This is a genomic window from Komagataeibacter europaeus (genome assembly GCF_002173515.1).
Taxonomy (GTDB): domain Bacteria; phylum Pseudomonadota; class Alphaproteobacteria; order Acetobacterales; family Acetobacteraceae; genus Komagataeibacter; species Komagataeibacter europaeus.
Genome location: NZ_CP021467.1, coordinates 1,666,007 through 1,689,201 on the forward strand (window position 1 = coordinate 1,666,007; position 23,195 = coordinate 1,689,201).

23 protein-coding genes are annotated in these 23,195 nt (G+C 65.0%); 13 read left to right on the forward strand and 10 right to left on the reverse strand.

Annotation, left to right across the window (positions count from 1 at the left end; all coding sequences use genetic code 11):
* Positions 1 to 50: 50 nt before the first annotated feature.
* Positions 51 to 3,383, reverse strand: coding sequence for an AsmA-like C-terminal region-containing protein (locus S101446_RS07695; protein WP_087608850.1), 3,333 nt, complete (start codon positions 3,381 to 3,383; stop codon positions 51 to 53).
* 65 nt (positions 3,384 to 3,448) lie between these two features.
* Between S101446_RS07695 and S101446_RS07700 the strand changes: the two genes are divergently transcribed.
* Together S101446_RS07700 and S101446_RS07705 are read left to right on the forward strand one after the other, a co-directional pair.
* Complete coding sequence (locus S101446_RS07700) at positions 3,449 to 6,517, forward strand: bifunctional [glutamine synthetase] adenylyltransferase/[glutamine synthetase]-adenylyl-L-tyrosine phosphorylase (RefSeq protein WP_244184573.1); 3,069 nt, start codon at positions 3,449 to 3,451, stop codon at positions 6,515 to 6,517.
* A 73-nt stretch (positions 6,518 to 6,590) separates the two neighbouring features.
* A complete protein-coding gene (locus S101446_RS07705; RefSeq protein WP_048850354.1) occupies positions 6,591 to 7,094 on the forward strand; it encodes a peroxiredoxin in 504 nt (167 codons plus the stop codon).
* 3 nt (positions 7,095 to 7,097) lie between these two features.
* Here the strand turns inward: S101446_RS07705 and S101446_RS07710 are convergent, their stop codons facing one another.
* From S101446_RS07710 to aat, 4 genes are all read right to left on the reverse strand, one after another.
* Complete coding sequence (locus S101446_RS07710; protein WP_010506768.1) at positions 7,098 to 7,400, reverse strand: hypothetical protein; 303 nt, start codon at positions 7,398 to 7,400, stop codon at positions 7,098 to 7,100.
* A 135-nt stretch (positions 7,401 to 7,535) separates the two neighbouring features.
* Entirely contained in the window at positions 7,536 to 8,138 is a 603-nt protein-coding gene (locus S101446_RS07715) for a DUF4412 domain-containing protein (protein WP_087608032.1), read from the reverse strand.
* A 38-nt stretch (positions 8,139 to 8,176) separates the two neighbouring features.
* The gene (locus tag S101446_RS07720) at positions 8,177 to 8,866 is read right to left on the reverse strand and encodes a hypothetical protein (RefSeq protein ID WP_010506771.1); all 690 of its coding nucleotides are present in this window, start codon (positions 8,864 to 8,866) and stop codon (positions 8,177 to 8,179) included.
* 68 nt (positions 8,867 to 8,934) lie between these two features.
* Entirely contained in the window at positions 8,935 to 9,594 is a 660-nt protein-coding gene (gene aat / locus S101446_RS07725; protein ID WP_244184576.1) for a leucyl/phenylalanyl-tRNA--protein transferase, read from the reverse strand.
* 82 nt (positions 9,595 to 9,676) lie between these two features.
* On the opposite strand from aat, the gene S101446_RS07730 reads away from it, so the two are divergent.
* The gene (locus S101446_RS07730; protein WP_048850466.1) at positions 9,677 to 10,651 is read left to right on the forward strand and encodes a 2-hydroxyacid dehydrogenase; all 975 of its coding nucleotides are present in this window, start codon (positions 9,677 to 9,679) and stop codon (positions 10,649 to 10,651) included.
* A gap of 29 nt (positions 10,652 to 10,680) precedes the next feature.
* Positions 10,681 to 10,872 (forward strand): hypothetical protein, encoded by a 192-nt coding sequence (locus S101446_RS07735; RefSeq protein WP_010506776.1) that lies wholly within the window; start codon positions 10,681 to 10,683, stop codon positions 10,870 to 10,872.
* A gap of 147 nt (positions 10,873 to 11,019) precedes the next feature.
* On the opposite strand, the gene S101446_RS07740 is transcribed toward S101446_RS07735, so the two are convergent.
* The 3 genes from S101446_RS07740 to S101446_RS07750 all read right to left on the reverse strand — a co-directional run bounded on the left by S101446_RS07740 (position 11,020) and on the right by S101446_RS07750 (position 12,769).
* A complete protein-coding gene (locus tag S101446_RS07740; RefSeq protein WP_029334973.1) occupies positions 11,020 to 11,871 on the reverse strand; it encodes an EcsC family protein in 852 nt (283 codons plus the stop codon).
* A 180-nt stretch (positions 11,872 to 12,051) separates the two neighbouring features.
* Positions 12,052 to 12,465 carry an EVE domain-containing protein gene (locus S101446_RS07745; protein WP_010506780.1) on the reverse strand — a complete coding sequence of 138 codons (414 nt, stop codon included), beginning with the start codon at positions 12,463 to 12,465 and terminating at the stop codon, positions 12,052 to 12,054.
* A gap of 10 nt (positions 12,466 to 12,475) precedes the next feature.
* Positions 12,476 to 12,769 carry a YciI family protein gene (locus S101446_RS07750; protein ID WP_010506782.1) on the reverse strand — a complete coding sequence of 98 codons (294 nt, stop codon included), beginning with the start codon at positions 12,767 to 12,769 and terminating at the stop codon, positions 12,476 to 12,478.
* A gap of 176 nt (positions 12,770 to 12,945) precedes the next feature.
* On the opposite strand from S101446_RS07750, the gene S101446_RS07755 reads away from it, so the two are divergent.
* The 8 genes from S101446_RS07755 (at position 12,946) to S101446_RS07790 (ending at position 18,437) form a co-directional block, all read left to right on the forward strand.
* Entirely contained in the window at positions 12,946 to 13,749 is an 804-nt protein-coding gene (locus tag S101446_RS07755) for a heme ABC transporter permease (RefSeq protein WP_053322745.1), read from the forward strand.
* Positions 13,746 to 13,892, forward strand: a complete 147-nt coding sequence (ccmD, locus tag S101446_RS07760; protein ID WP_010506787.1) for a heme exporter protein CcmD — start codon at positions 13,746 to 13,748, stop codon at positions 13,890 to 13,892. Before S101446_RS07755 ends, ccmD begins: the two co-directional genes overlap by 4 nt.
* Positions 13,889 to 14,422, forward strand: a complete 534-nt coding sequence (ccmE, locus tag S101446_RS07765; RefSeq protein ID WP_010506789.1) for a cytochrome c maturation protein CcmE — start codon at positions 13,889 to 13,891, stop codon at positions 14,420 to 14,422. The genes ccmD and ccmE overlap by 4 nt, the downstream gene beginning before the upstream one ends.
* A gap of 9 nt (positions 14,423 to 14,431) precedes the next feature.
* A complete protein-coding gene (locus S101446_RS07770; RefSeq protein ID WP_019090443.1) occupies positions 14,432 to 16,411 on the forward strand; it encodes a heme lyase CcmF/NrfE family subunit in 1,980 nt (659 codons plus the stop codon).
* Complete coding sequence (locus S101446_RS07775; RefSeq protein WP_087608034.1) at positions 16,408 to 16,980, forward strand: DsbE family thiol:disulfide interchange protein; 573 nt, start codon at positions 16,408 to 16,410, stop codon at positions 16,978 to 16,980. The genes S101446_RS07770 and S101446_RS07775 overlap by 4 nt, the downstream gene beginning before the upstream one ends.
* Positions 16,977 to 17,456, forward strand: a complete 480-nt coding sequence (locus tag S101446_RS07780; RefSeq protein ID WP_087608035.1) for a cytochrome c-type biogenesis protein — start codon at positions 16,977 to 16,979, stop codon at positions 17,454 to 17,456. The genes S101446_RS07775 and S101446_RS07780 overlap by 4 nt, the downstream gene beginning before the upstream one ends.
* 7 nt (positions 17,457 to 17,463) lie before the next feature.
* Positions 17,464 to 18,186: a c-type cytochrome biogenesis protein CcmI gene (gene ccmI / locus S101446_RS07785; protein WP_010506799.1), complete on the forward strand. Its 723-nt coding sequence runs from the start codon at positions 17,464 to 17,466 to the stop codon at positions 18,184 to 18,186.
* Between the two features lie 71 nt (positions 18,187 to 18,257).
* Positions 18,258 to 18,437, forward strand: coding sequence for a DUF1674 domain-containing protein (locus S101446_RS07790; protein WP_087608036.1), 180 nt, complete (start codon positions 18,258 to 18,260; stop codon positions 18,435 to 18,437).
* Between the two features lie 143 nt (positions 18,438 to 18,580).
* On the opposite strand, the gene S101446_RS07795 is transcribed toward S101446_RS07790, so the two are convergent.
* Together S101446_RS07795 and S101446_RS07800 are read right to left on the reverse strand one after the other, a co-directional pair.
* The gene (locus S101446_RS07795; protein WP_010506802.1) at positions 18,581 to 19,102 is read right to left on the reverse strand and encodes a hypothetical protein; all 522 of its coding nucleotides are present in this window, start codon (positions 19,100 to 19,102) and stop codon (positions 18,581 to 18,583) included.
* Between the two features lie 49 nt (positions 19,103 to 19,151).
* Positions 19,152 to 20,324 carry a serine hydrolase domain-containing protein gene (locus S101446_RS07800; RefSeq protein WP_087608037.1) on the reverse strand — a complete coding sequence of 391 codons (1,173 nt, stop codon included), beginning with the start codon at positions 20,322 to 20,324 and terminating at the stop codon, positions 19,152 to 19,154.
* Between the two features lie 85 nt (positions 20,325 to 20,409).
* On the opposite strand from S101446_RS07800, the gene S101446_RS07805 reads away from it, so the two are divergent.
* Complete coding sequence (locus S101446_RS07805; RefSeq protein WP_244184579.1) at positions 20,410 to 23,106, forward strand: M16 family metallopeptidase; 2,697 nt, start codon at positions 20,410 to 20,412, stop codon at positions 23,104 to 23,106.
* Positions 23,107 to 23,195 lie beyond the last annotated feature (89 nt).

The following is a 23,195-nucleotide window of genomic DNA, read 5'->3' on the forward strand; positions in this document are numbered from 1 at the left end:
AAACGTTTATGGGTGTCGCCTTTTTGAAAAAAGCTTCACCAAAAACGTCTTCAGTGAATATGCATGAGATTGCGCAGGAAACCGGGCAGCAGCATGGCATAGGGGTTCACATGCACCGCCGGGTTGTCCATCGGTCCCGTGACCTGATAGGTGGCGGAAACGACGCCCCCGTTCTTTTCAGGGCTGAACAGCCAGCCCAGCAGGCCCGGCAGGTGGCCCGGCGCCGCATTCACCGCAAAGGCGGGGATGATGGTGCCATCCAGATTGAGCGTCTTCTTCTCCAGATTCACATCCCCTGACACCGTGGCCCCAAGGGATGCGTTGCTGACCAGACCGTCTGCGATATGGACGTTGCCTTCATCCAGCGTGACCGGCGCATCAAGCTGCTCGACCTGAAAACTGGGCGCATGCGGCGCGCGCAGCCAGCCATAGATCGAGGCATTGTTGGCCATGCGCACCACCGCCGGCACGTTGCGCAGCTTGAACGGTCCCATATGCACCTTGCCGGAGAAGGGCGCGGTCGCAACGCTGTCATCAAAGCTGCCGGTGATGTCGGTGACACCGCCCTGCATTTCATCCGTGACCTTCATGTCCTGCAGCAGCGCGCCAAGACTGGCCACATGCACGTCCAGCACGCGCGTATTGCCCTTCGGGTTCAGGTGTGCCGCAGCCGCCACCGGCCCCTCGACCGTCATGACGCCGCGTGTCAGGCGCACGCCGTCGGTTTCCAGATGGCTGTGCACGTTCGTCAGCATATCTTTCGGGCTGTAGTACAGGGTCTGGGCATCAACATTCAGGTCCCACCTGCGTCCCGGCGGCCCCTTCACGCGTCCGCTGGCCATTTCAGGCACATGGTAGCCACTATTGCCCTGCCCGGCCGCCACTTTGGCTGAAGCCGAACCGTCAGGCGTGGTCTGGAATGACACCAGCGGCGACAGGTCCAGCACCCTTGCCGCCACATTCACCCCGATCGCGTCACTGTCACGCAGCGGCAGCATGACCGAGGCATTGCCCATTGACCGGCCGACATGGAAGCCGCGCAGGATCAGGCGGCGCGCGACGCCGGATGCGGTTTCGGCATGGCCATCAATCAGCAGGTCGGGGCCTACGGCGCGGATATTCTCGATGCTGGAGATCTGGCCATGGTCAAGGTCCAGCTCGACCGAGGCATTCGCCTCCTGCCCCACCTTCTTGGACCAGATGGGAATGTTCAGCGCCGCGCGGTCAAGGTCCAGATCGATATTGACCTGCGCCTTGCCGCCCACATACCGGTCGTAGTCCACATCCAGCTGGGCGCTGCCGGCAAAATGCTCGCCCATCTCGAACCCCGCGCGCCGCACGCCCTCGGGGGTGACATGCCCCTGCAGGCTGGCGCTTTCCACCGCGTGGACCATCGGCCCGTTACGGAAATCCATGGTGTAGATCACGCTGGACGGAATGCCCGCCAGCACCCCGGTCCCCTGCAGCAGCAGGCCGTTGATCGTGGCGTCAATGCCCAGGCTGCCGTTATCCAGTGGCCGCCCCACCACCACATTGCCCAGATGCACCTGCGCCAGATCGGTGTGGCTGCGCAGGTCAATCTGGTCCAGCCGCACATGCGCATCCAGCGGCAGGGCGATATGCAGCGACACATTGGCCCGGCCCGCGGGGTGCGTAAACGACATGGGATGGCGCGAAAGCACATTCAGCCGGGGTTCGGCCAGCAGCGCCAGCACGTCACGCGCGTTGCCCAGCAGGGTGACGTTGATGTCGCCCACCTGCACCTTTTGATTCAGGCCCGTGATCCGCATGGAACCGGGGCCGACCTCGATCCGTCCCGTGCCGGTGGCATCCACGTGCCGGTCCGCGAGGTCCACCAGCTGGTAGGCGTGGCCAAAGCGGATCATGATCTCATCCGGACCGTCAAAGGTCAGGTGGGCATCCATGTCATGCATGGGCGGTATGGGACGCAGCCAGTGCAGTTCCATCCTGTCGGCGTCGATCGTGCCACCCAGCGAGACAAGGTCGAGCCCGTTCCAGCCCTTGTGGCTGGCCAGCCCCATGTTGACCTGCAGTTCCTGCACGTGCCCCTGCGGTATGTTCTGCGTGACCCACCGCCGCGCGCCCTTCATCGCGCGCGGGGGCCAGAAATCGCCCAGTGTCGCGAAATCCAGCGACCGTGCGCGCGCGTCAACATTCAGCTGCGCCGTTTTCGGATCCAGCAGGGATGTCGATTTCAGGTCCGCCGTCGCGTCCAGCGTGGGACCGCTGCCATCATCAGCCGCATGCCCCGGCGCGCGCAGGTGCAGTTCCAGACGCTTCAGCATGACATGCAGCGGGCCATCAAACGGTGCGTTGCGTGGCCCGGCACCCAGCGAGCCGACCAGGTCGGCCTCCCCTTCCCCCACCAGGAACTGCCCCGCCTTGCGGGTGGTGACCTTCCCGTTGCCTGCATTGAGGTGCAGGGCGAAATCCCGCGGCATGAGGAAGGGAATGTCCCGCACGCCGCCGTTACGGAAGGCGACCTGCAACTGCCCGCCCACGGGCAGGCCGAGTGGCTCCACCTCCTTCCGTCCCGGCGCAAAGGCGGCCGGGCTGATCGGGTCAAGCTGCAGGGTCCAGTTGATCTGGCCCGGGCCGGTATGTTCCCCCATGCCATGCACCACCAGCCGTTCGCCATTCCCCTCCAGGCCCAGGCGGATATCACCCGTCACCCCCTTCTGCCCGGAATCGGTCACGACCTTCAGCCGGGCATCGGCTTCACCCAGCCGCCATGCACGGCCGGTCATGCGATCGGCAAAATTGACGTGGGTGTCGGATATGACGGCCTGCCGCAGCGCCGTCAGGTCCACGGGCGCCGGCTGTTCCGGCTTCTGTGTGGAATAAGGCGTGTCCGGGCCCAGGTCGAGACCGAATTTGCCCTCCTTGTTGCGCGCAAGTTTCAGCCGCCCGTGCGAGACCGAAAGTTCCAGTATCCGCACGCTGCCATGAAACAGTGCCGGGCTGTCCAGCGTCAGGCGGCCACGGCGCAGGGTATCGGCCATCTGCCCGTCACGGCGCTGGATGCGCACGTCCTCCACCCATATCACCAGCGGCGCGCGCAGGCCTTCATGCACGGCGTTCCAGCCCATGCGCACATGCCCCGCCGACAGGGTGCCGATGATATCGTCATGCGTCGGTCCATGCGCGACCGGCAGCGGCATGAGCAGGCTGACCACCGGCGTCACATCCAGCGGCCCCGCGGACAGCCGCACCGTCAGCACCAGCAGAAGCACGGCAGGCAGCGTAATGCACAGCAGTACCAGCCAGATCACCACGCGCCCGGCCGCCATCACCGCGCGGCGCACGCGGCTGGGACTGGACATGGCGTTCCGGGCGGGAGAGGGTTGGCCGGCTTCCGTCATGCCACCCACGCCATGCCATCATGCGGACCTGCATGGTTTTCCAGCCCCTTAACGGACCCTTTCCCATGGACCAGCCTGCCCTGCCCCCCTTCGTGCCGCACCCTTCGTGGCGTGGCTGCACATGGCCCCATGCCGCCGATACGCGCGCGGCGCGCATCGTGCGTGAAAACCTGACGGATGCCTGCGCGCGCGCGGGCCTGCCCGATATCGCGGCCGTGCCGGAACTGGGCGCATTGCTGGATGCCATGGGGGGAAACAGTCCCTACCTGTCCGACCTGGCGCTGCGCGACACGCTGGCTTTTGCCGACCTGCTGACGGATGGGGCGGATGCGTGCATACGCCGGATCCTGTCGGGTCTGGACGCCCTGCCGCCCGACACCGCCCGCGCGGATGTCATGGCTGCATTGCGCGTGGCCAAACGGCAGGCGGCGCTGGCCATTGCGCTGGCCGATATCGGTGGCGCATGGACGCTGGAGCAGGTCACCCTTGCGCTGAGCCAGCTGGCCGAGAACGCACTGGGGGCGGCGGTCAGACATCTGCTGCTGCATGCACACGACACCGGGCGACTGCGCCTGCGTAACCCCGAAACCCCGTGCCGGGGCAGCGGCTTCGTGGTTCTGGCAATGGGGAAGCTGGGCGCGCGGGAACTGAACTACTCCTCGGACATAGACCTGATCATCCTGTATGATCCGGACCGTCACCCCGGCAACGGGGAACTGCGGCATACCTTTGTGCGCATGACTAGCGATCTTGTCACGCTTATGGAAGCGCGTGATGCAAATGGTTACGTATTCCGCATGGACCTGCGGCTGCGCCCGGACCCGTCCGCCACCCCTGCCGCCGTGTCCTTTCCCGCCGCCATCCAGTATTACGAAAGCATGGGCCGGACATGGGAACGCGCGGCCATGACCAAGGCGCGGCCGGTCGCGGGGGACATCACGGCGGGGCGCCGTTTTCTCAAAAGCATTCATCCGTTCGTATGGCGCCGCCATCTGGATTTCGCGGTAATTGACGATCTGCATGACATGAAAGCACGGATCGACCGCCATCGTAACGCGGGACATGCCAACCTGAGCAGCCTGCCGCCCGAATTCATCCATGACCCCGACGCCGCCACGGGCTGGCTGCTGGGACAGAACGTCAAGCTGGGACAGGGCGGCATACGGGAGGTCGAATTCGTGGCCCAGGCGCTGCAACTGGTATGGGGCGGCAGGCGGCCCGAACTGCGCGATCCCACCACGCTTGGCGCGTTGCGCAGGCTGCGCCGCGCGGGCCTGCTGACGCGTGAACAGTCCGCAATACTGGCCCGCAATTACCGCATGCTGCGACAGGCCGAACACCGGCTGCAGATGCGCATGGACCACCAGACCCATACCCTGCCGGACACACAGGACGGATTCGCGCGCTTCGCGGTCTTCATGCTTGCGCCGGATTGCGGGCAACTGGCCAGTAGCATGCTGTCGGTCATGCAGCGTTCGCGCCGCAATTTCGACCTGCAGTTTGCCGAAAACGACGCGCAGGCGGACATCACCATAGCGCCCGAGGATGCCGACGCCGCCGACAGGCTGCTGGAACAGGGTTTCCCCGCCGCCGATATCACCGACGCCCTCGTCATCCTGAACCGGTGGGAAGGCAACCGCCTGCGCGCGCTGCGTTCGGACCGGGCGCGCAAGCTGCTGCGCCGGCTGCTGCCCGCCATCCTGACGGAAATCGGCAAGCGCCGGCAGCCGCTGACCGTGCTGCGGCGATTTGACGCGCTGCTGGAACGCCAGTGGGCGGGGGTCCAGTTCCTGTCGCTGCTGGAACGCAATCCCGCGCTGATCCACCGCATTGTCACGGTTCTGGACTGCGCGCCCTTCCTGGCGGACCATCTGGCGCAGACCCCTTCCGCGCTGGATGGCCTGCTGGACATGGATGGCGGTCCCGGCGCGCTGGGCACGGTCACGGCGCTGGTGCGACGGCATGTGGCGGCCGCGCTGTCGGCCGAACAGGTGCTGCCCGTCCTGCGCGGCCTGGTCTGTGGCGAGGAATTCCGCCTGTCGGTCGCCCGCCTTGAACACCGCATGAGCGAGGAACGCGCGGCCCGCGCGCGCACCGCCATGGCGGAAACGGTCATGCGCGGCCTGCTGCGCGTGGTCAGCAACGAACACAGGCGCCGACACGGCACGGTGCCCGGCGGGTCGATGGCGGTCGTGGCGCTGGGCAAGGCGGGATCGTGTGAAATGATGCCGGGATCGGACCTTGACCTCATGCTGGTGTTCGACCACCCCGCCGATATCGTGGAAAGCGTCGTGCCCGCCATCACATATGCCGACGGCCTGACGCCACGCGCGCTGGCGGCGGGCACGTATTACGTCCGGCTGGCGCATGCCTTTGTCGCGGCCCTGACCGCGCCGGGACGGGAGGGGCCACTGTATGAGGTGGACATGCGGCTGCGCCCGTCCGGGTCCAAGGGGCCGGTTGCCGTCTCCCTGTCCGCGTTCCGCCGCTACCATGCGGAATCCGCGTGGACATGGGAACGCATGGCCCTGACGCGTGCGCGCGTCGTGGCGGGACCGCCATCCCTGCGCGCTGAACTGCGCGCGGCCATCGCCACCGCGCTGGGCCACGGCGCACGCACCCGGCAGGAACGCGACCAGATCGTGCATGACGTGCGCCATATGCGCGAACGCCTGGCCCGGGAACGCCCCGCCACCAGCCCGTGGGACATCAAGCGTCGGCGTGGCGGGCTTATGGATGTGGAATTCATTGCCCAGGGGCTGCAACTGCTGACCACCCATTGCACAAGCCGCAGCCAGTCCACGCGCCTGGCCCTGCTGCGGCTTGCCCATGCGGGGGACATCACGGACGCCGATGCGCGGCTGCTGCGCCGGGCCGACCTGTTCTGGCGTGCGCTGCAGGGGCTGATCCGCATCATATGTGGCAGCGAAGTGCCGGACACCATCCCTGCCGCCAGCCTTGAAATCCTGACCGGGGAATTCCGGGTGGCGGATGCGGACAGGCTGCTGGCGCGCATGGACCGCATGGCCACCGATGTCAGGGGCGTCTTTGACCGCCTGCTTCCGCCCGCCCCGGACACATCCACGCGGGCGGCGCACGACAGCGGTTCCCCGACGGGGCAAGGCGGTGCATGATCGTCCCCACAACCATGCCGCATGTGTCCACCCCATGGGAACGACGCATGCACCCAGATCAGCAAGGCAGGCCATGAGCAACCCGACACCCCCCTTTCCCGAACCCGGCAGCGCCGTTCCCGATTTCAACATGCCCGCGAGCCACGGCCGCACGGTCAGCCTTACCGGGCTGAAGGGACATCCGTTTGTCCTGTATTTCTATCCCAAGGCCAACACATCGGGCTGCACCAAAGAGGCATGCGAATTCGAGGCGGCACTGGCCGACCTGCACAAGGACGGCGTGAATGTCATCGGCGTTTCACGTGACGGGATGCCCGCGATCGAAAAATTCGCAGCCGACCATAACCTGACCTTTCCCCTTGCATCGGACAGCGATGGCAGGGTGACGGAGGCCTATGGCGTGTGGGTGGAAAAATCGATGTATGGCCGCAAATACATGGGCATCGAACGCGCGACCTTCCTGATCGACGCCACCGGCCATCTGGTTCAGGCGTGGCGCAAGGTCAAGGTCACGAACCATGTCGCCGCCGTGCGCAAGGCCATCGCGACCCTGACGCTACAGGCGGCTGGTGGCTGAAGTTCAGTAATACGGCCGTCCCGGGCCGCCATAGGGACCATACATCACCACGGGCGGCGGCGGAGGCGGGGGTGCGTAATAGGCCATGGGCGGGGCCGGACGGTAATATACCGGCGGCGGAGGGGGCGGCGGCGGTCCGTAGGCATCCACCATCGCGCCCGCCACGGCACCGCCAACAAGGCCGCCCACCAGACCACCGACAAACGCATCGCCACCGCCACGCCCATGGGCATGCGCCTGCGGGGCGGCTGTCGCCAGCCCGGCAAGAACCAGAAGCCCCGCTGCGATACGTCCTGTATTCTTCATCAACCTGTTCCCGTTACTGATCCTGATCCGGCGGGAAAAGCGCCCCGCCGGAATCGGTTAGACAGCACCGCGATGGCGATTTACGGGCAGGTTGCGCCCTTTTCATGCCATAAAGCGGACCGGGCCGGGTCCGTATCAGGGATGGGCCGCGTGCAGTTCCTTCAGTCCCGACGGGACGGTGAACACGCTTTCATCCTGCGGCGTGCGTGTAACGGAGGCCGCCTCGACCATCACCTTGCCGTCACGGATGACTTCCATCATCACGCCATCATCGGTGTAACAGATCTCGCTCGAACGCTGGTCGGTATCCTGTGTCTGCCACAGGGCGCAGGGAATCCCCGCAACCTTTGACACGCCGGTGCGCAGCCACGTGCCCTGCGCACGCTGGCCCATCTGCACATTGGCCGCCCCCGGGGCGGGAATGACCGTCTTGACCTTCTGGCCGGGATTCACCACCGTCAGGGTCCCGGCATGGTAATCGGTAATCATGTAGGTGGCGGCATTGGCCGGATCGACACGCTGCATCATGCGGCTGGCGGACCAGCGCATGCGCTGGCTCATGACCTCGCTCGTGTCATGGGGGGGATAGATTGTGTAGGTCACGTCCACATCATTCTGCGGGGTGACATAGGGGCTCTGGGGATCGGGGTCGGCGGCGGATGCATGGCCTGCCATTCCTGCCAGCAGCAGACAGACCACCAGTGCAGCCCGGCGGCCGCCATGCGCAAATCGTGTCACTTCATGTCATCCTTGAAAACTGGCCTTGAACAACGGCATCAGCCGCCCTTTTTGTCCGCATCCTTGCGGGCGGGCGGCGTGCCGGGCGGGGGTGGCGGGTCGATCTTGCGGTAACCCTCCGGCGGCTGGAACATGCTGTCGGGGATCGGGGCGTACACCACCTTCGTCGCTTCCAGCCGCCCCTTCAGCCCGTCGCCATCCACGCCGATTTCCTGCAGCACCACGCCGTCATCGGTCACGCAGGCGGTGGCACTGCCCTGATCGGTCGTGACATCCCACTGCGTGCAGGGCACGCCCGCCACGGTGGAACTGCCCTTGCGCGAGAAGGTCATGGACAGGTCGAGCAGGAAGGGATTGCGGATGCCATAGCGGGCGTCAAGCTGGCTGTACACCTTCTGCGGGTTGATGATGATCGTGACCTGGCGGCTCATGCGGTTGAGGATCGTCTCACCCATGCCCTGCGGGCTGTCGATTCGCATCAGGCCGCCGTTATAGGCGAACCATGTGCGCACGGCCTTGGGTTCGGGCACGCCATCGGGCTGCACGTTATAATCCACCTGCACGTCACGGGTGGGGGTCAGCGGGGGGTGAACGCTGGAAGGGTCATCCGCCCGCGCGGCGGGAATGTCACAGCCGGACGCAAGACCCACCGCCAGCGCCGTCATGCCCAGCCGCAGCGCGCCCGTCCTTGTCCACTGCCATCGCGGGCGGGCCGTTCCATGCTTCATCGTGTTTTCCCTTTCATCTGCCAAGACGGAACCCCGCATGGCCGGTTGTGTCAACCGCCCGCCGCCCGTCACATGCGCAGGGCGCGGATGGCGGTTTCCAGTTCCGTTACGCGATCATTCCCAATCCATGCCGCCTGCCCCCGCACCGCATGGGCCAGCTGGCGCATATAATCCCGCGCCGGAATTTCCACCCCGCCGAAACTGGCCAGGTGGTCGGTGCCGAACTGGGTGTCCAGCAGGCTGAATCCCCCCACACGCAGGCGCGCGACAAGGTGGACAAGCGCGACCTTGGACGCATCGCGCATGCGGCTGAACATGCTTTCGCCAAAGAACGCCTGCCCGATCGCCACGCCATACAGGCCGCCAACCAGCCTGCCTTCGTGCCTGACCTCCACGCTATGGGCATGGCCCATGTCATGCAGCGCGCAGAACAGGGCGCGGATGCGTGGGCTGATCCATGTCGTCTCACGCCCCGGCGCGGGTTCGGCGCAGCCATCCATGACGGCGGGGAAATCCTGGTCCGTCGTGACCGCAAAGCGCGCCGACAGCACGGTGCGCATGAGCCTGCGGCTGACATGGAACGCGTCCAGCGGCAGGATACCACGCATTTCGGGGCGGTACCATTCCAGTTCATCCGACCCGGCATCCGGCGCCATGGGAAACAGTCCGGCCATGTAGGCGCGCAGCATAAGTTCCGGCGTAATGGGAACCGTCTCTTGACCCGTCATGTTCTTAGGATAACCCTTTTCGCATGCTTTCATGGGCATGATCGCCCATGGCATGTCCGCCTGCCAGGAGAAACCACCCCATATGTCCGATACCCGTCCCCGCGTATTGCTGACCCAGCGCCAGACCACCCCGGTCATGCAGCGCATTGAACAGAGCTTTAACATACCCGCCGTTCCAGACCAGCTGATGACAACGCGCGAACTGCTGGATGCGGCGCGCGCATTCCAGCCGCAGGCGATCATGACCGCCACCGGGCTGCCGCTGCGGGGCAGCGACGTGCTGCTGCTGCCCGACAGCGTAAAGGTTGTGGCGACGGTCAGCGTCGGCACCGACCACCTGGACATTCCCGCCCTGCATGCGCGCGGCATTGTTGTCACCAACACGCCCGACGTACTGACCGAATGCAACGCGGACATGGCCATGCTGCTGATGCTGGCGGCCGCGCGGCGGGCAAGTGAATATGGCGCGCTGATGCGCGGGGGCTGGGGCCGGTCGCTGGCCATGGACGAACTGCTGGGCACGCGCATAAGCGGCAAGCGGCTGGGCATTGTCGGCATGGGCCGCATTGGCCGGGCGGTGGCCAGGCGCGCCCGCGGCTTCGACATGAAGGTCATGTATTCCAACCGCCGCCGCCTGCCGGCGGATCAGGAAGCGGGTGCGACCTTTTTCAGCACCGTGACCGACATGCTGCCGCATTGCGATATCCTGAGCCTGCACCTGCCCGCCAGCCCCGAAACCGATGGCATGATCAATGCCGACCTGCTGTCCCGCCTGCCGCGCGGGGCGATCTTCATCAACGCGGCACGTGGGGCGCTGGTGGATGAGGATGCGCTGATCGACGCCCTGCGCAGCGGCCAGCTTGCGGCGGCGGGGCTGGATGTCTACCGCAACGAACCCAACCCCGACCCGCGCTTCCTTGAACTGCCCAACGTGTTCCTGACCCCGCATGTGGGCAGCGCAACGGTGGAAACCCGCACCGACATGGGCATGATGGCGGTGGACAATGTGGAAGCCGTGCTGGCGGGCCGCGACGCGCTGACACCGGTCCAGGCCTGATCCGGCACAATGACAGGAAGGACAGGCTCATGATCGGACTGCCCGGTGTGTTCGTGGTGTTCGCGCTGATTACGGTGCTGCTGCAGTATTTCGCCCCGCGCTTTCACGGGATATGGGATACGCTGCTGGCGTTCTACGCGCTGTTCGCGCTGGTGGCCGCCTTTATCGAACTGCGCGTCCACCCGAAGCCCGCGCCAGCCGTGCCCGATAAATCGGCCTGACCAGCTGAGGGAAATAAAATTTTTGGGTGCCGCCTTTTTTTAAAGGCGGCGTCCTTTTGAAGCTTTTTGAAAAAAGCTTAACCAAAAACTTTCCCATGATTACCGGATGTTGTCCGGACCGACTTTTCAATCAGTCTTCCGACGCTTTCAGCTTTCGCGGACCTGCGCTGCCGCATGGGTCTTCAGGTCCATTGCGGTGCGGCGGACTTCGGGGCCGTATTCACGCTCCAGCCTGCGGATGGTGAAATGCGCCTGCGCCACGGCGCGGTAATGCGACAGGAACGCCACATTCAGCGACGCCCCGCACAGCGCGCCGGCCACCGGCATCATCTGCAATGCGAATTTGCGTGACAGACCCAGCCCGTAATGGGTCGCGACCTCACTGACCAGCATGACGACCGGACGGCCGCGCAGCATGGCGCGGGCAGAGAAATAACCCAGTTCGTTATCCTCGCCCTGCCCCTGGCCCTTTGCCGCCCCAAAGGGGAAGGCGCGCAGGGCGAATACTTCCAGACAGGCGGCACGCGCGTCTTCCTGCGACAGGTCTTCACCCTGTTCCCGCGCGATGCGGGCGATTTCACGCATGATGGTCAGGGTGGTGAAGCCCACATCCGCAACAAGCCCCGGCAGGCCGGTAAAGCCACCCACGGCCCCCGATACCGTGACGGCGGCCTTCAGCGCCGGGTCGCGCCAGCCCGTGCCGTCATCAGGGGTGGCGGATACGTCCCGGGGGCGGTCCATGCCGACAACCGCAAGGTCGAACGCGCGCCTGATCGCGGTTTCCGCCGTGGCCTGCAGCCGTGCCTGCAACCCCGGCGCCAGCCCCAGCGTGCGCATGCCCAGCATGGCCGCCTGCCCCACGGCCCCACCCATGAGGTCGGCAAGGCGCACCAGCACGCCGCGCCCTGATTCAACCCGTTCCAGCGCCTGCTGGAGTTCAGTGATACACGCGCTGTCCAACGTCAGCGGCGCCAGTTCGTTTGAGGAACCTGCACTCATTACAATGCCCTTCGCCTGATCTTCCGTACCTTCACGGACCGGTCGCGCCATGCCCGCCATATGGACAGGGCATGGGAAACCGCCCGCGACACCCATGCGGCAGTTCCCACCGTTTCAGCACCATGGCGGCGTTCTTGCAACGTGCGTCACCATGGTGCTGCCATGAAACGTGACATGCCCCTAGCTGTTCCAGCCACCCATCCGGCACAGGTGCCCCCAGTGCGCATCCGAAACCGGGACGACGGACAGGCGCGACTGCCGAATCAGCGCCAGGTCCGCAAGATCCGGATCGGCCTTCATGGCTGCCAGCGTGACCGGATGCGGCATGGGACCAATGGCGCGCACGTCAACGCAGACCCATCTGCCATCCGTCGCGGTGGGGTCGGGATAGGCTTCGCGCACGACCTCCACCACGCCCACGATTTCACGGCCCACGTTGGAGTGGTAGAAAAAGGCCCGGTCGCCCACCTTCATGGCCGCCAGGTTTTTCTTCGCCTGGTGGTTGCGCACGCCGGTCCACGGTTCAATATCGTTTTCAACCTGCTCGGACCATGAAAAGGCATCGGGCTCGGACTTGATCAGCCAGTAAGCCATGACCGTTTTTTTACTCCACCCGAAGCCCATCACGAAAAACTGAACGGAACGGACGGATCACCACGCTCTCGAACAGGTCAACCTTCGCATAGGGATCTTCCACCGCGAATCCCTCGGCCGCGGCGCGGTCGGCCACATCCACCACCAGCAGGCTGCCACAGGGGCGGTTTTCCGCGTCCAGCAGCGGCCCGCCATGGATGATGTGACGCTTCCACCGCTCAAGGTAGGCAAGGTGGCGTTCACGCGTTGCCTTGCGGGTTTCAAGGCTGGCGGGCTTGTCGGTGCAAATGATCGCAAACAGCATGTTTTCTCCTCCTGTGGCCCGACCGTACCATGATGGGACAGGACTGGCCGTGTCTTTTTTAACGCGATAGTGTAGAGCAGGAAAACGCCAGCCCCCACCCACGCAAGGGTGATGGCACGAATTTCTTGACCGTTTTCATTGCAGGGACAGGTGCCCCGGGCACGGATGGATCAACCTTGAACGCAACGCAGAGCCTTACCGCACGAACCGGTAACCTTTTTCACCGTTACGCCAACCCCGGCCGCTTCCTGCGCATGGGGGCGAAGCTGCAGCCATGGCTGACATGGCCCGCGCTGGCGCTGTCCCTTGCCGGAATCGTGTGGGGACTGTTCTTCTCCCCCGCCGACTGGCAGCAGGGCGACAGCGTGCGCATCATGTACGTGCATGTGCCGACCGCCTGGCTTGCCTCCTCCGGTTACATGGGGCTGGCGGTCTGTTCGCTGCTGTCGCTGGTCTGGCGGCATCCGCTGGCCGACCTGGCGGCGGTGGAAATCGGGCCGGTGGGCGCGTCCATCACCGCTGTCTGCCTTGCCACCGGTTCGCTGTGGGGCAAGCCGATGTGGGGCACGTGGTGGGTGTGGGATGCACGCCTGACATCCGTGCTGGTGCTGTTTTTCCTGTATCTGGGCCATATCGCGCTGATCCGTGCGTTCGATGAACCGCAGCGTGGCTACCGCGCCGCCGCCATACTGGGGCTGGCGGGCGCGGTTGACCTGCCGATCATCAAATTCAGCGTACAGTGGTGGAACACCCTGCACCAGCCTGACAGCATCACGGTTACGGGGGCGCCGACCATGTCCACGTCCATGCTGTGGCCGCTGGGACTGACCACGCTGGGCTTCACGCTGGGGTTTGGCGCGATCGTACTGGCCCGCCTGCGCGCATCGGTCATGGAAAGCCGCATCCGCACGATCCTGGCCGCCAACCGTGGCCGCCAGTCCGCCAATCCCGCCCCCAAGCCTGACAGTGCCGCCGTATGACCCACCTGCCCTATATCCTGGCCGCCTATGGCCTGACGCTTGGCGTCGCGACGGTCCTGTCCGTCAACGCCGCCATCCGTCTGCGCACCGCGCGCAGGCGCCTGGCCGCCATTGAACAGCCCCGGACACGCCAGCCGTCATGACCCGCAAAAGCCGACGCCTGTGGCTGGTGGTGGCGTGCATGATCGGACTGGGGTCCGCCGCGGCACTGACGCTGAACGCCTTTTCATCCAATATCGTCTTCTTCATGGCCCCGTCGCAGGTCCATGCCAAGCCACCGCCGGCCGACCGCACCATCCGCCTGGGCGGCATGGTCGTGGCCGGTAGCGTGCGCCGTGAAAAGGTGAAGGATTCGCCGGTCGCCATATTCGACGTGACCGATGGGCAGGCCGCCGTGACCGTGCGGTACGAAGGCATCCTGCCCGACCTGTTCCGCGAGGGGCAGAGCGTCGTCGCCGTGGGCACCGTCAACCCTGACGGCACCTTCCGCGCCAGCGAGGTGCTGGCCAAGCATGACGAGACCTACATGCCCAAGGAAGTGGCGGAGGAACTGCGCCGCAGCGGCAAGTGGGATCCCCGTTTCGGCAAGGCCCCCGACGCGGCCAGCTGGAACACCATGACGGCTGCCGATACCCCGAAAAAACCGGCCACCCAGACACCTGACGGAAACTGACATCCGACAATGAACCCGGAACTTGGAAATTTTGCGCTGGCGCTGGCATGCTGCATGGCCGCCGGACAGGCCATCCTGCCCCTGATCGGGGCCAACCGGCGTGATGCGCGCCTGATGGCGTTGGCCCCGGCGCTGGCGGTGGGGCAGATGATCGCGCTGATCACCGCCTTTGCGTGCCTGATCCACGCTGCCATCACCAATGACTTTTCCGTGCAGAACGTGGCCGCCAACAGCGCGGTCAGCAAGCCGCTGCTGTACAAGATCACCGGCGTATGGGGAAACCATGAGGGGTCGGTCCTGCTATGGGCGATGATCCTGTCCATATGCGGTGGCGCGGTGGCCCTGTTTGGCCGCAACCTGCCGTCCGCCCTGCAGGCGCGCGTGATCGCGGTGCTGGGTGGCGTCGCGGCAGGGTTCGAGCTGTTCTGCCTGACCACGTCCAACCCGTTCGCGCGCGTGTGGCCGGCCCCGCTGGATGGGCAGGGCATGAACCCGCTGCTGCAGGATCCCGGCCTGGCGTTCCATCCGCCCATTCTCTACACCGGCTATGTCGGTTTTGCCGTGCCCTTCGCCTTTGCCATCGCCGCCCTGATCGAAGGGCGCGTGGATGCGGCATGGGGCCGGTGGGTGCGCCCGTGGGCGGTCGCGGCATGGTGCTTCCTGACCTGTGGCATCGCCATGGGGTCGTGGTGGTCGTACTACGTGCTGGGCTGGGGTGGCTACTGGTTCTGGGATCCGGTGGAAAACGCATCGCTGATCCCGTGGCTGACGGGCACGGCGCTGGTGCATTCGGCCATCGTGGTGGAAAAGCGCGAGGCGCTGAAGATCTGGACCGTGCTGCTGGCGATCGGCACGTTCTCCTTCTCGCTGTCCGGCACGTTCCTTGTGCGTTCGGGTATCCTCAATTCCGTGCATGCCTTCGCCAATGACCCGGCGCGCGGCGTGTTCATCCTTGGCCTGCTGGCACTCGTCATTGGCGGGTCGCTGCTGCTGTTCGCCATCCGCGCCCCGCAGTTGACCACCGGCGGCCTGTTTTCGCCCGTATCGCGTGAGGGGCTGCTGGTCCTGAACAACATCCTGCTGTGCTCGATCTGCGCGGTGGTGCTGACGGGCACGATGTATCCGCCGTTCATGTCGCTTCTGTTCGGCAAGACGATTTCGGTCGGCAAGCCGTTCTTTGACGCGACCACCATCCCGCTGGCCATACCGCTCATGGTGTTCATGGGCTTTGGCCCAATGGTGCCGTGGAAACGGGCACAGATGTGGCCGGTGCTGCGCCGCCTGTGGTGGGCGGCCTGCGTGGCGCTGGTGGCGCTGGTTGTCGCAACCTTCCGGATGCGTGACATCCTGGCGGTGCTGGCCACGGCGACGGCGGTCTGGGTGATCTGTTCCAGCATTGCCGATGTTGCCGAACGCCTGCGCCTGTTCCGCCAGCCACTGGCGCAAAGCTGGCAGCGCGCGCGCAGCCTGCCGCGCGCGGTGTTTGGCGCGGCACTTGCCCATGCCGGTGTCGGGATTGTCGTGCTGGGCATTGCCGGGATGTCACAGGCCGCCCACCGGATTGTGGAAGTGCATGTGGGCGAGAGCGAGATGCTGGCCGGTGACAGCTGGACCCTGACCGACGTGCACCCGGCGGAAGGCCCGAACTACAGCGCGCTGGTCGCCACCATCGAGGTCCGCCATAACGGCCGCCTGATCACCACGCTGCACCCTTCCAAGCGCACATTCGCCAGCCAGCACCAGACCACGACGGAAGTGGCGATCCACACCAACCTGCTGGCCGATATTTACGGCGTGCTGGGTGACAGGCATGGTGATGACGCCAATCCGACCTATGTGCTGCGCCTGCATTACAACCCGCTGGCGCCATGGATGTGGCTGGGTGGGCTGATCATGGCCTTTGGCGGCGCGCTGTCGCTGTCCGACCGGCGCGTGCGCGTTGGCGCGCCCCGCCGGGCGAAAACGGTTGACGTAGTGGTGGTGCAATGAGCGGCCAGCCTTCTTCCCCCACCCGTCGCCGCCTGCTGATGGCGGCCCCGCTGGTTGTGGCTGGCGGGGTGGGCGTGGGGTTCTGGCGCATGCTGTCGGGCATGACAAAGGGATCATTCGATCCGCATGACATCCATGCCCCGGCGCTGAACCGCCCCGTGCCGGATTTCGCACTGCCGGACCAGGCGCCGGGACAGGGCTTTTCGGCACGGGACCTTCGTGCGCTGAAATCCCCGGTGCTGGTGAACTATTTTGCATCCTGGTGCATTCCATGCGTTGCCGAAATGCCGGTGCTGAACGCACTGAAGGAACGCCTGCCGATCTGGGGCATTGCGTATAAGGACAAGCCTGAACACGCGCTGGGCTTCGTGCAGCGCGCGGGCAATCCCTACGCCCGCATCGCTGCTGACCGCGATGGTCTGGCTGCGATCGACTGGGGCGTGTCCGGCGTACCGGAAACCTTCCTGATCGGGCCGGGTGGCGTAATCCGCTGGCATACGGCCTCGCCCATTACCGAAACCATGATCACCAATACGATCATGCCGCTGGCGGACAGCCTGAAGTCATGAAAACACACCCCCTGCGCCGTTATGGCGTGATTGCCCTGCTGGCCTGCCTGCTGTTTGCCCCGTTCGTGGCGATGGCGGTGGATGACCCATCGGAAATGCTGCCCGACCCGGCGCAGGAACAGCGCGCCGAGGCGATCGGGTCCCAGTTGCGCTGCCTTGTGTGCCAGAACGAATCGATCGAGGACAGCAGCGCCGACCTGGCCCGTGACCTGCGCCATGTCGTGCGTGAACACGTGGCCAAGGGCGAAAGCAACCGGCAGATCATGGACTGGATGGTCAACCGCTATGGCAATTTCATCCGCCTCAGGCCGCCGCTGACCATCGGCACGCTGCTGCTGTGGGTCATGCCGCTGCTGGCGCTGTGCATTGGCGTCGGGGTGGCGTGGTGGACATTCCGCAGGCCCCGCACGGCAACGCCCACGCCCCTGACGGACGCGGAACGCCGCCGTCTGTCCGACCTGACCGAAACACGCTGAGAGTCTTATGATCTGGATTGGTATCTGCCTGCTTGGCGTGATCGCACTGCTGCCCGCGCTGATCTCGTTCCGTCGCACGACCCTGCTACGGGATGAGCGCGAGACGGCCCTTGTCCTGCATCAGGCGCAGCTTGCGGAACTGGAACGCGATCTGGTCGAAGGCATGATCGCGCCGTCCGAACATGACAGCGCGCGGCTGGAAATCCAGCGCCGGGTGCTGGGCACCGACATGCTGCCTGCTTTCGTCGCGGGCAAGGGTTCCTCTACGGGCGTCATTACCGCGGCCCTGGTTGCGCTGCCTGTCGCCGCCATCGGACTGTACCTTACGGTCGGGCATCCGTCGCTTCCGGCGCAGCCGCTGGCCCCGCGCCTTGTGGCGCTGCAGCATGAGGAACACCGCAATGACGCGATCATCGACCGGCTGCGCGACCAGTTGAAACAGATCCCCGCCGGTGATCCCAGCCTGTTCCAGGGCTACGTGCTGCTGGGTCAGGCCGAAGCCGGGCGCGACCATTACGCCGCCGCAGCGCAGGCATGGCGCAGCGCCATAGAACAGCGCTTCGACCCCGAAGTCGCCGCCCGCGCGGCCGAAGCGCAGATGATGGCCGATGGCGGCCATATCTCCCCCGAGACGGCGGACCTGTACCGTCGTGCGCTGGACGCGGCCCCCGCGAACGCCCCATGGCGGATGACGGTGCAGCAGCGCATCGCGCAGTCCGAACATCAATAACGCGCTACCCCGGCACCCACAGGGGCGTTTTGGGCTTGTCAGTTCCGGGGCGTTGGGCGGACACTGACGGCATGAGCAAGGACAAGACCTCCTCCCCCGCCCCTGCCGCCGATACGGCGCAGGACGAAGCGGCCAAGGAAGCCGCGCTGCTGAAACAGCCTGCCGAGGCGGATGAAGTCGGTGGCCCGAAGGGGCCGGAACCGACCCGTTATGGTGACTGGACGGTCAAGGGACGGTGCGTGGATTTCTGAAAAACACGCCCTGAAAACCACTGATAAAAATAAAAGCTTCTTGGGTGCCGCCTTTTTTCAGAAAGACGGCGTTCCCTGAAGCTTCTTGAAAAAAGCTTCACCAGAAACTTCTTGCAGTTTCTGACCAACGCCCGGCATGGCGGTCAGCCGATTTCGTTGGGCAGCGGCCCACGCCCGAAGGACGTCTGCCGTGCCCGGTGCCCCGGTGGTGGCACGTTGCATGAAATCAGGTAGATCCCGGCAACGAATACAAGCTGCGACAGGGAATTGAACCACAGGGCAAGTTCATACGCCCGGTCCGCCGTAACCGCCTGATAGAAGGCATAGGCCGCAAACGGGATGGAAATGGGCCGCATGCCCGCCAGCATGACGCGCAGCGGATTCTGGTACCCCGGCTTTACCAGCCTGCGCATACGGTGGATGCCGATATAGAAGACCACTTCGAAAAACCAGCCGAGCACGTTGGCGATCAGGTTATCCAGCGTCATGCCCTCCAGCACCAGCAGGGCGGAAATGGACGCGGCCGACAGGACGATGGACCCGACCTGAAAGCTCATGCCCATTTCCATGGCCGTCAGGCGTTCGGGCAGGGCGTCGGCAAAAGGCTGGAAAACCCGGTCCAGCAGCCAGGCGTCAAACTGGTTGACGCGATCACCAAATGACATGACAGTTCCCAGTATCCTCATATCCGTCGTAATGCGGGCGCATGTCCCGTCATGCACCACAGGCGGCGGCGACGACCGCGTCAGGATACGCCCCCGCCATGCCCGCCAGCGCGGTATTGCTGAGCATGACAATGCTCATGCCGCGCGCGCGGTCCACCGCCCATTGATGCCCGTACACGCCCCCCCATGTAAAACTGCCGGGGCTGAGTGGCGTGCGTGCAAGCGACGGGTCCGCTATGACCGCGGCCCCATAACCGAAGCGCCGCCCGCGCGCCAGCGGCCCCATATCAATGTCTCCAATGGCGTTCCGGCCAAACAGCATGGCGGATGCGGGCGACAGCATGCCTTCGCCACCAATGCGCACGGCTTCCAGGAATGCAAGGAATTCCGCAGCCGTCCCCACCATGCCCGCACCGCCGGATGGATAGGAACCGGGGTTGCGGATGCGGTCGGGCGCAAAACGGATTTCCCCCACCCCGCCACCGGGCAGCAGGCGCGGCATGGCGTATTCCGCCCCCATGCGGATGGGTACGGGCCTGGCATCGGCATAGCAGGCGGCGGGGGACTGCAATGGCGTCAGCATGAAGCCACTGTCGCGCCAGCCCAGCGGCGCGCCGACATGACGCCGCACCGCAGCAGGCAGCGACAGGCCGGATGCCTTTTCAATCACGCCGCCCATTACATCCAGCCCCAGCGAATAGGCCCATCCCTGCCCCGGCGCGAAGATCAGCCGGGTTGATGCCAGCCGGACAAGGTTGTCCGCCAGCGACAGTCCCGGTTCCGCAATCCCGTCGGAGACCCCGGCGCGGGTATAGGGATTGTCATCGCGCGGGAAAGCGAATCCATAGGTCAGGCCGCTGGTATGGGTCAGCAGCTGGTGCAGCGTGATCTCGCACGCGCCCCCATCGGGCAGGGCGGGACGAAAATGCGGCAGGTAACGCGTGACCGGGGCATGCAGGTCCAGCAGTCCTTCCTCCACCATGGCCAGCGCCACGGCGGTCACGACCGGCTTGGTCAGGGAAGCAAGGCGGAACAGGGCATCGGCCTGCATGGGAATGCCGCCCTCCCGATCGGCCTGGCCTGCGGCTTCCGCCACCACGACCTCGCCATCCACGGCCACCATGACCACGGCACCGACCAGCCGGGACGTTTCCACGGCCGTATCCATGACATGGCGGATACGTTCACGCATGTGGACTTTCTCCACCGGAACACGGGACATGGTCTGATCCTTTATAACGGGCCGTTATGACAGGTAGGGGCTGCATGAACTGGTCGCCATGGGTAAAGCAGCGTAATCTGGGGATATGATAGCACGCCTGTTTTCCAAAACATTATGCCTCTCCCTCCTGCTATGTGGCAGTTGCCTGGTACCGCCTGCGGCCCACGCCGCGGCATCTGCGCCCACCGTTGCCCAGCCTGAAGCCCCGTTGCAGGCCACGCTGCCCAACGGGTTGCGCGTCGTGATCGTGCCCGACCGCCTGGCCCCGGTTGTCAGCACCGAAATCAATTACCTGGTGGGTTCGGCTGCGGCGCCCGCAGGCTTTCCCGGCACGGCGCATGCATTGGAACACATGATGTTCCGTGGCAGCAAGGGGCTGGACCGTGACCAGATGGCCGCCATCGGCGCGCGGCTGGGGGGCGATTACAATGCGGACACGACGGAAAACGTAACACAGTTCTTCTATACCGCGCCTGCGGACAACCTTGACGTCCTGCTGCGTATCGAAGCCATGCGCATGAAGGGCCTGACGCTTGCCGCCGGAGACTGGACGCATGAACGTGGCGCGATCGAGCAGGAAGTCTCACGCGATCTGTCCAGCCCCGGTTATGTCTATCTGGCGCGCCTGCAGTCGATCCTGTTTGCCGGCACGCCCTATGAACATGATGCACTGGGCAGCCGCCCGTCCTTTGACAGAACGGATACGGCCCTGCTGCGCCGGTTCTACCGGCAGTGGTATGCGCCCAACAATGCCATTCTGGTCATAACGGGTGATGTGGATGCAGCCCGCACGCTGGCGATGGTACGTGACACCTTCGGCCCGATTCCGTCGCGCAAGCTGCCCGCACGCCCGCAGATCCACCCCGGCCCCGTGCATGCCCAGACCCTGCAGTTCCCGACTGATTACCCCGTGGGCCTTGTCGCCATTGCCAGCCGCATGCCGGGACAGAACAGCCGGGATTACGCCACCGCGCGTATCCTGTCCGATGTGCTGAGCAGCCAGCGTGGCGCGTTATATGATCTTGTGCCGCAGGGACGCGCGCTGCTGTCCAGCTTCGATTTCGTGACCAAGGCGGATGCCGGGATCGGCATTGCCATCGCGGCCTTCCCCAAGGGGAGCAACCCCGCCCCGCTTCAGGCGCGCATGCAGGACATCCTGCGCAACCTGCGGGAAAACGGCGTACCGTCCGATCTGGTCGATGCGGCGAGGCGCAAGGAACTGGCGCAGCTGGGCTTTGCCGCCAACAGCATTTCCGGCCTTGCCGAAAGCTGGTCGGAAGCACAGGCCATCATGGGCCTGCAGTCCCCCGATGATGAAGCCGCCGCCTTTGCCGCAGTCACACCGGAAGACGTCAATCGCCTGGCGCGCACGGTGCTGGACCCGCAGCAGTCCATCACGGCCATCCTGACCCCGCGCGATGGCGGGCACCCGGTGGCCGACAAGGGATTTGGTGGCGCGGAATCCTTTGCCAGCACACCCGACCACCTCGTGGCCCTGCCGCGCTGGGCCAATGACAGCCTGCTGGCGCTGCGACCGCCCGAGGCATCGGTCCAGCCTGCCCGGTACACCCTGCCCAATGGCCTGCATCTGATCGTGCGCCCGGCTTCCGTCAGCCATACCATCAACCTGTACGGCACCATCCGCCAGAATGAGGACATGCAGGAACCACCGGGCAAGGAGGGCATTGCCGATATTACGAATGAACTGTTCAATTACGGCAGCACGACGCATGACCGGGTCGGGTTGCAGAAAGCGTTTGACGATATTGCCGCCAGCGAAAATGCCGGCGCCGATTTCAGCCTGAACGTGCTGACGCCCGATTTTGACCGGGGGCTGGAACTGCTGGCGGAAAATGAACTGCACCCCGCCCTGCCCGAACAGGGGTTCAAGGTGGTGCGCGCCAATACGGCCGCATCCCTGTCCGGTCTGCTGCATTCGCCCGAATACCTGTTCCAGCGCGCGATGCAGGGCGCGGTGTCACCCGCGGGCGACCCGTCGCTGCGGCAGGCGCAACCGGACGAGGTGATGAAACTGACGCTGGCGGACTGCCGCGCGTTCTGGAAAGCGGCCTACAGGCCGGACCTGACCACCATTGTCATTACCGGCGATATTACGCCCGCCGCCGCCTATCGCGCGGTTTCACGCACATTTGGCGCATGGCGCGCCAGCGGGCCGATGCCTGTGGTTGACCTGCCCCCCCGTCCCGACAGCCATACCAGCGTGATGAAGGTGCCCGATCCATCCAGTACGCAGGCCACGGTTTCCCTGCCCGAAAGCCTGTCACTGAATGTCGCCAACCCGGAACATTTCGCGCTGAACCTTGGCAACGAAATCCTTGGGTCGGGTTTTTCGTCCCGCCTGTACCGTGACCTGCGGGTTCGGAGTGGCTACGTCTATACCGTACGCAGCCACCTGACATGGAAGCGCCACCGCAGCGCCTACAGCATTTCCTTTGGTGCGGATCCCGACAAGGTCGCGGCGGCACGTGATGCGGCCATCCATGACATCATGGCAATGCAGGCACAGCCAGTCAGCGAAGACGAACTGGCCATGGCCCGCGCGGGCATGCTGCGTGGCCTGGCCCTGCAATCCGCCAGTCTGGACACCATTGCGGCGGGTTACCTGCATTTCAGTGACCTGGGCCTGCCGCTGAACCAGAATGATATCGCAGCCCAGGCCTATTACACGCTGGACGCCACGGCCATACGCGATGCATTCCGTAAGTGGATACGGCCCGCCGATCTTGCAGAAATCATCAAGGGACCGGCGACAGCGCCCTGATGGCTTTACGGGGCTGGCATCTGCCAGCCCCTGCACAATCTTATTTTCAATAGTTAAGAAATATCGAAGGGCACCGTTTCCATAACAAC

Excerpts from the sequence above, each read along its gene's own strand:
- S101446_RS07695 (WP_087608850.1), bottom strand. The coding sequence starts at position 3,383 with ATGACGGAAGCCGGCCAACCCTCTCCCGCCCGGAACGCCATGTCCAGT.
- S101446_RS07700 (WP_244184573.1), top strand. The coding sequence starts at position 3,449 with ATGGACCAGCCTGCCCTGCCCCCCTTCGTGCCGCACCCTTCGTGGCGT.
- S101446_RS07705 (WP_048850354.1), top strand. The coding sequence starts at position 6,591 with ATGAGCAACCCGACACCCCCCTTTCCCGAACCCGGCAGCGCCGTTCCC.
- S101446_RS07710 (WP_010506768.1), bottom strand. The coding sequence starts at position 7,400 with ATGAAGAATACAGGACGTATCGCAGCGGGGCTTCTGGTTCTTGCCGGG.
- S101446_RS07720 (WP_010506771.1), bottom strand. The coding sequence starts at position 8,866 with ATGAAGCATGGAACGGCCCGCCCGCGATGGCAGTGGACAAGGACGGGC.
- aat (WP_244184576.1), bottom strand. The coding sequence starts at position 9,594 with ATGACGGGTCAAGAGACGGTTCCCATTACGCCGGAACTTATGCTGCGC.
- S101446_RS07730 (WP_048850466.1), top strand. The coding sequence starts at position 9,677 with ATGTCCGATACCCGTCCCCGCGTATTGCTGACCCAGCGCCAGACCACC.
- S101446_RS07735 (WP_010506776.1), top strand. The coding sequence starts at position 10,681 with ATGATCGGACTGCCCGGTGTGTTCGTGGTGTTCGCGCTGATTACGGTG.
- S101446_RS07740 (WP_029334973.1), bottom strand. The coding sequence starts at position 11,871 with ATGAGTGCAGGTTCCTCAAACGAACTGGCGCCGCTGACGTTGGACAGC.
- S101446_RS07745 (WP_010506780.1), bottom strand. The coding sequence starts at position 12,465 with ATGGCTTACTGGCTGATCAAGTCCGAGCCCGATGCCTTTTCATGGTCC.
- S101446_RS07750 (WP_010506782.1), bottom strand. The coding sequence starts at position 12,769 with ATGCTGTTTGCGATCATTTGCACCGACAAGCCCGCCAGCCTTGAAACC.
- ccmD (WP_010506787.1), top strand. The coding sequence starts at position 13,746 with ATGACCCACCTGCCCTATATCCTGGCCGCCTATGGCCTGACGCTTGGC.
- ccmE (WP_010506789.1), top strand. The coding sequence starts at position 13,889 with ATGACCCGCAAAAGCCGACGCCTGTGGCTGGTGGTGGCGTGCATGATC.
- S101446_RS07770 (WP_019090443.1), top strand. The coding sequence starts at position 14,432 with ATGAACCCGGAACTTGGAAATTTTGCGCTGGCGCTGGCATGCTGCATG.
- S101446_RS07775 (WP_087608034.1), top strand. The coding sequence starts at position 16,408 with ATGAGCGGCCAGCCTTCTTCCCCCACCCGTCGCCGCCTGCTGATGGCG.
- S101446_RS07780 (WP_087608035.1), top strand. The coding sequence starts at position 16,977 with ATGAAAACACACCCCCTGCGCCGTTATGGCGTGATTGCCCTGCTGGCC.
- ccmI (WP_010506799.1), top strand. The coding sequence starts at position 17,464 with ATGATCTGGATTGGTATCTGCCTGCTTGGCGTGATCGCACTGCTGCCC.
- S101446_RS07790 (WP_087608036.1), top strand. The coding sequence starts at position 18,258 with ATGAGCAAGGACAAGACCTCCTCCCCCGCCCCTGCCGCCGATACGGCG.
- S101446_RS07795 (WP_010506802.1), bottom strand. The coding sequence starts at position 19,102 with ATGTCATTTGGTGATCGCGTCAACCAGTTTGACGCCTGGCTGCTGGAC.
- S101446_RS07800 (WP_087608037.1), bottom strand. The coding sequence starts at position 20,324 with ATGTCCCGTGTTCCGGTGGAGAAAGTCCACATGCGTGAACGTATCCGC.
- S101446_RS07805 (WP_244184579.1), top strand. The coding sequence starts at position 20,410 with ATGATAGCACGCCTGTTTTCCAAAACATTATGCCTCTCCCTCCTGCTA.